Origin of the sequence: Paraglaciecola sp. (assembly GCF_051252315.1) — a bacterium.
Lineage (GTDB): Bacteria > Pseudomonadota > Gammaproteobacteria > Enterobacterales > Alteromonadaceae > Paraglaciecola.
The window spans coordinates 43,252-50,616 of record NZ_JBPOFP010000022.1 but is presented as its reverse complement, the minus strand read 5'-3'; the positions used below and the strand labels follow the sequence as shown (position 1 = coordinate 50,616).

At 39.0% G+C, this 7,365-nt stretch carries 8 protein-coding genes; 6 read left to right on the top strand and 2 right to left on the bottom strand.

From position 1 onward, the window contains the following. The 6 genes from msbA to ACSHXM_RS06465 all read left to right on the top strand — a co-directional run. A partial coding sequence (gene msbA / locus ACSHXM_RS06490) for a lipid A export permease/ATP-binding protein MsbA (RefSeq protein WP_435687930.1) occupies positions 1–1,458 on the top strand: 1,458 nt, incomplete at its 5' end. After that, complete coding sequence (gene lpxK, locus ACSHXM_RS06485) at positions 1,455–2,465, top strand: tetraacyldisaccharide 4'-kinase (protein ID WP_435687929.1); 1,011 nt, start codon at positions 1,455–1,457, stop codon at positions 2,463–2,465. The genes msbA and lpxK, both read left to right, overlap by 4 nt. A 1-nt stretch (position 2,466) precedes the next feature. Further along, on the top strand, positions 2,467–2,673 hold the full coding sequence (locus ACSHXM_RS06480; protein ID WP_435687928.1) for a Trm112 family protein: 207 nt from the start codon (positions 2,467–2,469) through the stop codon (positions 2,671–2,673). A gap of 1 nt (position 2,674) precedes the next feature. Next, positions 2,675–3,442: a 3-deoxy-manno-octulosonate cytidylyltransferase gene (gene kdsB, locus ACSHXM_RS06475; protein WP_435687927.1), complete on the top strand. Its 768-nt coding sequence runs from the start codon at positions 2,675–2,677 to the stop codon at positions 3,440–3,442. Positions 3,443–3,444: 2 nt separating this feature from the next. Continuing rightward, positions 3,445–4,107: an SDR family oxidoreductase gene (locus ACSHXM_RS06470; protein WP_435687926.1), complete on the top strand. Its 663-nt coding sequence runs from the start codon at positions 3,445–3,447 to the stop codon at positions 4,105–4,107. A 16-nt stretch (positions 4,108–4,123) separates the two neighbouring features. Further along, positions 4,124–5,110 (top strand): Kelch repeat-containing protein, encoded by a 987-nt coding sequence (locus ACSHXM_RS06465; protein ID WP_435687925.1) that lies wholly within the window; start codon positions 4,124–4,126, stop codon positions 5,108–5,110. A gap of 59 nt (positions 5,111–5,169) precedes the next feature. Here the strand turns inward: ACSHXM_RS06465 and ACSHXM_RS06460 are convergent, their stop codons facing one another. After that, the gene (locus tag ACSHXM_RS06460; protein WP_435687924.1) at positions 5,170–5,541 is read right to left on the bottom strand and encodes a glutathione S-transferase N-terminal domain-containing protein; all 372 of its coding nucleotides are present in this window, start codon (positions 5,539–5,541) and stop codon (positions 5,170–5,172) included. A 138-nt stretch (positions 5,542–5,679) separates the two neighbouring features. Continuing rightward, positions 5,680–7,314, bottom strand: a complete 1,635-nt coding sequence (locus ACSHXM_RS06455; protein WP_435687923.1) for a CsiV family protein — start codon at positions 7,312–7,314, stop codon at positions 5,680–5,682. Positions 7,315–7,365: the final 51 nt, after the last annotated feature.

Below are 7,365 nucleotides of genomic sequence, written 5' to 3'. Positions count from 1 at the left end.
CAATTATTCCAAAAATATATTCATTTACCCGTGGCGTTCCATGATAGTCACGGTACTGGCCAACTTATTTCAAAAGTAACCTACGATACAGAACAAGTCTCACATGCAGCAGGAAAAGCATTGTTGATACTCGTTAGAGATGGGGCGTTCGTAGTATTTTTATTGGGTTCTATGTTCTTAAAATCCTGGCAGTTATCCCTTATCTTTATTCTTATTGGGCCTTTGGTAGCCGTGATTGTTTCTTATGTCAGCAAAAGGTTTAGGAAGGTCAGTAAGAAGATCCAAGAAGCGATGGGGGGATTAACTTCTTCTGTTGAACAAGTATTAAAAGGCCATAAAGTCGTTTTAATGTTTGGTGGTCAAAAGTTAGAAAATGATAGTTTTTTTGAAAAGAATAATAATAACCGTCAGCAAAATATGAAGTTGATTGTGGCTCGGATTTTAAGTGTGTCTTCTATTCAGGTTATCGCTTCAGTGGCATTAGCATTTGTGTTGTTAGTGGCAAGTTATCCAGGACTTGTTGAAGGATTAACCCCGGGCGTACTGGTAGGCATATTTGTGTCTATGGTGGCTTTGTTAAAACCATTAAAACAACTCACAACAGTAAATAGTGAATTTCAAAAGGGCATGGCAGCTTGCGCCAGTATATTTGAAGTACTAGATCAAAACATAGAAGAAGATAAAGGCACAAATAACCTCAACCGTGCTAATGGGAAAATAGAATTTAATCAGGTGACCTTTAGTTATCCAAATACAGATGAGCCGGCATTACAAAATATTTCTTTTAAGCTTGAGCCCGGACAAACTTTTGCATTAGTAGGGCGTTCTGGAAGTGGAAAATCTACTATTTCAAGTTTACTAACGCGTTTTTATAATAATCAGCAAGGGCAAATATTGTTAGATGATGTAGGCCTTAAGGACATTCCCTTAAAGGACTTGCGCCGTCAATTTGCTTTAGTGTCACAACACGTTGTGTTATTTAACGATACTATTGCTAATAACATTGCTTATGGTTCAGCTGATAAGGTTGACCGAGAACAAATTCTGCAGGCGGCAAAAACGGCCCATGTATTAGAGTTTCTAGAGCAACTTCCGGATGGGTTAGATACGGTTGTAGGTGAAAATGGATTTATGTTATCTGGCGGACAAAGGCAACGTTTAGCTATTGCTAGGGCTTTATTATTAGATGCGCCAATTTTAATTCTAGATGAGGCAACGTCTGCCTTAGATACTGAGTCTGAAAAATTAATACAAGATGCACTAGATAAACTGCAACAAAACCGTACCAGTATCGTGGTGGCGCATCGTTTATCAACGATAGAAAATGCCGATCAAATTTTGGTGGTGGATAATGGAAAAATTGTTGAGCAGGGTGATCATAACCATTTACTTTCTCTAGGTGGAGCCTATTCTCAATTGCATAATTTGCAATTTTCAGAGGAGACCCAAAGTCAGTGAAGTGGATAGATAAAATGTGGTATTCACCCAGTTGGTTTCATTGGTCAATTATAGTGCTGTTAATGCCATTTACTTTTATATTTTGGTTATTATCAAGCCTTAGACGCACACTGTTTGCACTAAAAATAAAGCCTTCTACACGTGTTCCAGTACCAGTCATAGTGGTGGGGAATATAAGTGTAGGTGGAAATGGTAAAACCCCTTTGGTTGTATATTTAGCTAATCGACTAAAACAAGAAGGTTACAGGCCTGGCGTATTAAGTCGAGGTTATGGTGGTAAAAACGCTAGTTATCCGGTGTCGGTTGACGCTAATAGCCCTGCAAACGTAGTAGGGGATGAAGCAGTTTTAATGAGGCAGAACATTAATAGCCCACTGGTTGTTGATCCTATCAGATCTCGTGGTGCTAAAGAGCTTGTGGGCTCTCATAACTGCAATGTCATTATTTGTGATGATGGTCTTCAACATTATGCGCTGCAAAGGGATATAGAAATTGTTGTTGTTGATGGAAAACGAGGTTCTGGAACTGGGCTGTTGTTACCCTCAGGCCCTTTACGTGAAGGGAATTGGCGCTTAGAAAAGGCTGATTTTGTTGTATTAAATGGTGGAACTGTGACTAACGGTGAACATTTAATGTCTTTGGAATCAGGCAGATTGATCAACGTTAAACATCGAAACAAAAGTATGTCGATACATGACATTAAAACACCTGTTGTAGCAGCTGCCGGCATAGGTAATCCACAACGCTTTTTTGATTTATTAAAAAGTAAGCAGGTTAAACTTAAGGCTTGTCTGAATTTTATTGATCATCATCAATTTACAGAAAAAGATTTGCCACAAGAAACAGTGTTAATGACTGAAAAAGACGCAGTGAAATGTACCTCATTTGCCCATGATGACTGGTGGTATCTGCCTGTAAATGCAAAATTAACTCAACAATTCGAATCTCAATTTTTGCAGCTGTTAAAAACAGTTGTAGCAAACTCAAAAAATAAAAGTAGGGAATAACATGGCCTTTGATAAAAAGTTATTAGATATTGTGGCGTGTCCGGTGTGTAAAGGAAAGTTGATCTATCAGCCTAAACAAGCCCAATTGATATGTAAATTTGACCGACTGGTATACCCCATTAAAGAAAATATCCCAGTGTTATTAGAGACAGAAGCTAAACATGTGGATAGTGAAGAATTAGAGAAACTACTAAAAAGTGAATCATAAAATGCAGTTTAATGTGATCATTCCAGCGAGATATGCGTCTACACGTTTCCCTGGAAAACCATTAGTGTTAATTAATGACAAATCTATGGTGCAGCATGTATATGATAGGGCGATTGAGTCTGGAGCGAGTAAAGTCATAGTAGCGACTGATGATGCGCGTATTGCAAAGGTCGTGAGAGACTTTGGTGGCCGGTACTGCATGACAGGTGCGCATCACGAATCAGGTACCGAAAGGTTAGCTGAAGTTGTTGAAATGGAAGATATGTTAGCCCATGAGTTGGTGGTGAACGTGCAAGGAGATGAACCCTATATCCCTGCAGAAAATATCCGTCAAGTCGCACAGAACTTACATTCACATCAAGAAGCTGAAATGTCTACTTTGGCGGTAAAGATTACAGATGTGGAAGAAGCCTTTAATCCAAACTCGGTTAAGGTTGTAGTAGACAAAATGGGATACGCCTTATATTTCTCTCGATCAACTATTCCTTATGACCGTTCCCGTTTTTTAGATGCAGACAGTATCGATGAAATTGGTGACTTTTATTTACGTCACATTGGCATCTACGCTTACCGCGCTGGATTTATTAACCAATACGTCAATATGTCACCTTCAGGGTTGGAGCAGATAGAGTCATTAGAACAACTTAGGGTGTTATGGCATGGAAAAAAAATCCATGTAGAGCTTGCCAATACGGCACCTCCTCCTGGCATTGATACACCTGAAGATTTAGAACGATTATTAACACTCATGAAAAGTACAAAGGAATAATTATGGCAACTGTCGTGATAACCGGTGCAAATAGAGGCATTGGTTTAGAGTTTGTAAAACAGTACATAGCAAAGGGAAATAAGGTTATTGCTTTGTGTCGCAATAGCAGTGACGAGTTAAACCAAACGGGCGCACAAGTCATTGATAAAGTGGATGTAAGCAATCCAGAATGTTTAGAAAAATGTTTGCCTGCTTTAGGTGATATCTCGATTGATTTGCTTATCAATAATGCTGGTGTATTAGCTGACGAGTCGTTAGATAATTTTAATACTGCTACTATCGAATATCAATTCCGAGTAAATGCCTTGGGACCTGTGTTAGTCACACAGTTACTCAGTAAACAATTAAATGCAGGTGCCAAAGTGGCATTGATTACCAGTCGTATGGGCTCTGTTGAAGACAACACCTCTGGTGGACGTTATGGATATCGAATGTCAAAAGCTGCGTTAAATATAGCTGGGGTGTCATTGGCCCATGATCTAAAAGCTCAAGGTGTAGCAGTGGCTTTATTGCATCCAGGTTATGTGCAAACAGAGATGGTGAATTATGGCGGGGATATCTCTGCCACCGAATCGGTAACTAGATTAGTTCAACGAATTGAAGAGTTAAATTTGTCAAACTCTGGCAGTTTTTGGCATTCAAACGGTGAGATATTACCTTGGTAAATGGGAAGTGATTAAAATGATACGCACTATTAGTTTTAAGAAAATAACCTTAGTAGCTTTATGTTTTATTAGTTTACAGGTTACTGGTCAATGGAAAACGTTAGACGCAAAAGGACATTCTACAGCTAGGCATGAAAACGGCCTTGTTGCCCATCAGGACAAAGTATTTGTAATTGGTGGCCGAGGTATGAAACCTATCGATGTATTTGATCCAGCGACTAAGACATGGACAAACAATGCCACTACACCATTTGAAATGCATCACATTACCCCTGTTTCTATTGATGGTAAAATCCTGATTGTTACGGGGTTAACCGGCAAGTACCCAAAAGAGCAACCTATCACTCATGTTTGGGAATACGACGCTGAGAAAGATCAATGGGCGCAAGGCTTTGAAATACCTTTGCCACGCCGCAGAGGAGGGGCGGGTGTTACAGTTCATAATGGAAAAGTTTTCATCGTTGGTGGCATTAAGCTTGGTCATACAAGTGGAACATCCAATATGTTGGATGTATTTGATCCTAAAACGAATACTTGGACGGAGTTAACTGATGCGCCTCACATTCGTGATCACTCTAATGCAGCGATTTTAGATGAAAAGTTAATAGCATTCGGCGGTCGCAACAGCAGCTATCATGAGCCTGAAGCGTTTGGTGCGTTTATGCGCCAAGTGAATGATAAAGTAGATGTTTACGACATTGAGGAAAATGTTTGGAAAACATTAAAAACAAGATTGTCGATACCTACTGCGGGTGCTGGCGCTGTTGTTTATAACAATCGTTTATATTATGCCGGTGGTGAGCACGCTCCGAAACCAGCAAGTAGCCGAACAGTTTCGTTTGGATTAGATGCTAAACAGTGGCAAGAAGAGCCTAAGTTAAAACGAGGGCGACATGGTACAAATGCTGCCTTAATTGGCAATAAAATGTACATTGCTATGGGAAGTGGTAATAAAGGCGGGGGTCCTGAATTAAACTCCATTGAAGTTTTAGAGCTTAAGTAAGATTATTGACGGGGAGGCTTTATCTTCCCCGTCAATTAACTAAGATATTAAGTCATTTATTAAGCAAATCGTTGTTGTAAATAACGTATTATTTCAGAAGATTCATACAACCATTCAACCTTTCCGTCTTTTTCTATACGCAAACATGGTGTTTGTATTTTGCCTCCTTCCGCTAACAGTTCATCCCGAAATGGAGAGCCTGACGACGCATTTCTTTTCGCTATAGGTAAGTTCAGTTTATACATTGCACGTCGGGTTTTGATACAGAAAGGGCAAGCAAAAAATTGGTAAAGAGACAAATCTTTCGCTTCTTGTTCAATTTGTTTTTGATCCTGTATCGGTCTTTTTAGAGGAAATCCTCGGGTGATAAGGTCTATCAGTACGATTATGCCGCCCAATAGGTTACGAATAAGGTTAATAAATATTTTCATCTGACTACTCGATAAGGTGAATGATTTATATAAGTGATTTAAGCTTTATATTTTGGCGCGCATTGTATAGTTAAAATACTCGTACTTTAAGCATTTTGTTTATATTACCTATCCAGAATTTGGCGTACTTGCTTATGGTTATTCTGGCGTTTGGCTTACTTCTTCGACTTTAGGCCATTTATATCGATGGATCCTAACAATCATGCCAAATAGTGGATGATCAAAATAGTGAACTTGTTTACTAATAACACGCCTAAGTTGGTTGAAGTTTGCACTTTGTAAAAAGTTAGCTGTGTTGATTTCATTAGAAGAGGGAGATACTTCATCAATGTTCCCAAGTTGAGCCGCAAGTTTGTCTGTGGCCAACAAGTTCTCCGGTGTGAATTCTTCTATGTCACTGTCATATACTGGTGTTCTGTAATCTAAATTACTGTCGATGTGCAAATAGGGGACTCGCCCTACATTTTTGAGATAGACTTTTATATTGCCGTCAATTTGCCAAATTTGGCTTGTTTCTTCAGCGACTACTTCAGTATCGTTACTTTGCGTTTGGTTGACATGGAAATCATTAGAAACAGGCTCATTAGAAATTAATGCTTGATTGATCTTATTAAAGATACTTTGGATTGGTGCAGTATTTGGTTCACTATTGGAAGTCGCATTTGTTTGTTGCAACGAAGCATTAGCTTGTAGCTCTGTTCTAAAAGCGTTAAGGCGTTCTTCAGCTGGAATGTAATTCTCATTTTCGTTCGTCAGTGCAAGGGGGATATCTGTAATCTTATCTGGGTGCTTTAAACCTAATGAATTAAATTCAGTCGCAAAGTTCTTGCCGGCAAATAAACGAAATACCTCAGCGTTTTGTTCTCCAAATGTAACTTTTTGACGCCATGAAGAATGTAAAATGGGGGTAATGTCTTTTTGGTCTTTAATACTTTGATAAAGATCATTCATACGAAATAAGTCATTAGGTAACAAAAATGCACCACGTTTTTCTTGCCATTCAACACCTTGGATTTGCACCGGAGTGTTTTCAATGGTGAATAACGGGTCCATCTCTAAGCTTTCTTGATTGAGTTCAAAAGTTAAGAGCGATGGTTCAACTTGTTCCGCATATACACAAGGATAAGCTTTAGGAGCTTGCCACTCTAACCATTCAGGTTCAATGAGATCTTGTAGAATGCGTTCAGGCTCTTTAGTTATCACTAATTCTGTCGTTGTTTGCTCAGAAAGTGGAGAAAGTTCAACTTCAGTTTTGGTGCTTTGAACCTCAATAGGTGAGGTCTCTTGTCGCAGGTTGTCTTGAACAGCTGCAGTAGGAGGGGTTTTAACCTTATCTTCAAAAATATCATTGCTTACCACTTGGTATTCAAAGCTGTCTTTTGTTGAATTTGTTTGGGCTTCTTCACCCTCGATAGCTAGAGCGTCAGTTGGCGTCTCAAGGTCGTCAGAATTATCGTTGTCATCATCGGTGTTTTCAGAAGATTCGTCAGTAGGTTCGGGAAAAGCAAAATCTTGCTGATACTTTTCTTCTTCTTGCTGAACTCTAGAGAGTCGGCAAAATGGCAATCCTACACGTATGTATTCTAAATTAGGGGTTAAATAGGGAGTAAACAAATCGGTAGCCTGACTATTGGCTGCAGACAGGCTAGATTGTTTAAACTTTTCAGACACTGAATCAGGTGTTAGGTTTCTATCAAATAAAATCACTTCAACGTCGAACCACCATTCTTGTTCTTGTGAAAGAACAGAATTTCCCAATACACTTGTACTCAAGGTAACTGCTAGGAGTGTTTTTGTAATGAAACGTTTTTTATTATTTATCAA

Coding starts and splice junctions, on each gene's coding strand:
- ACSHXM_RS06460 (WP_435687924.1), bottom strand. CDS start 5,541: ATGAAAATATTTATTAACCTTATTCGTAACCTATTGGGCGGCATAATC.
- kdsB (WP_435687927.1), top strand. CDS start 2,675: ATGCAGTTTAATGTGATCATTCCAGCGAGATATGCGTCTACACGTTTC.
- ACSHXM_RS06480 (WP_435687928.1), top strand. CDS start 2,467: ATGGCCTTTGATAAAAAGTTATTAGATATTGTGGCGTGTCCGGTGTGT.
- ACSHXM_RS06465 (WP_435687925.1), top strand. CDS start 4,124: ATGATACGCACTATTAGTTTTAAGAAAATAACCTTAGTAGCTTTATGT.
- ACSHXM_RS06470 (WP_435687926.1), top strand. CDS start 3,445: ATGGCAACTGTCGTGATAACCGGTGCAAATAGAGGCATTGGTTTAGAG.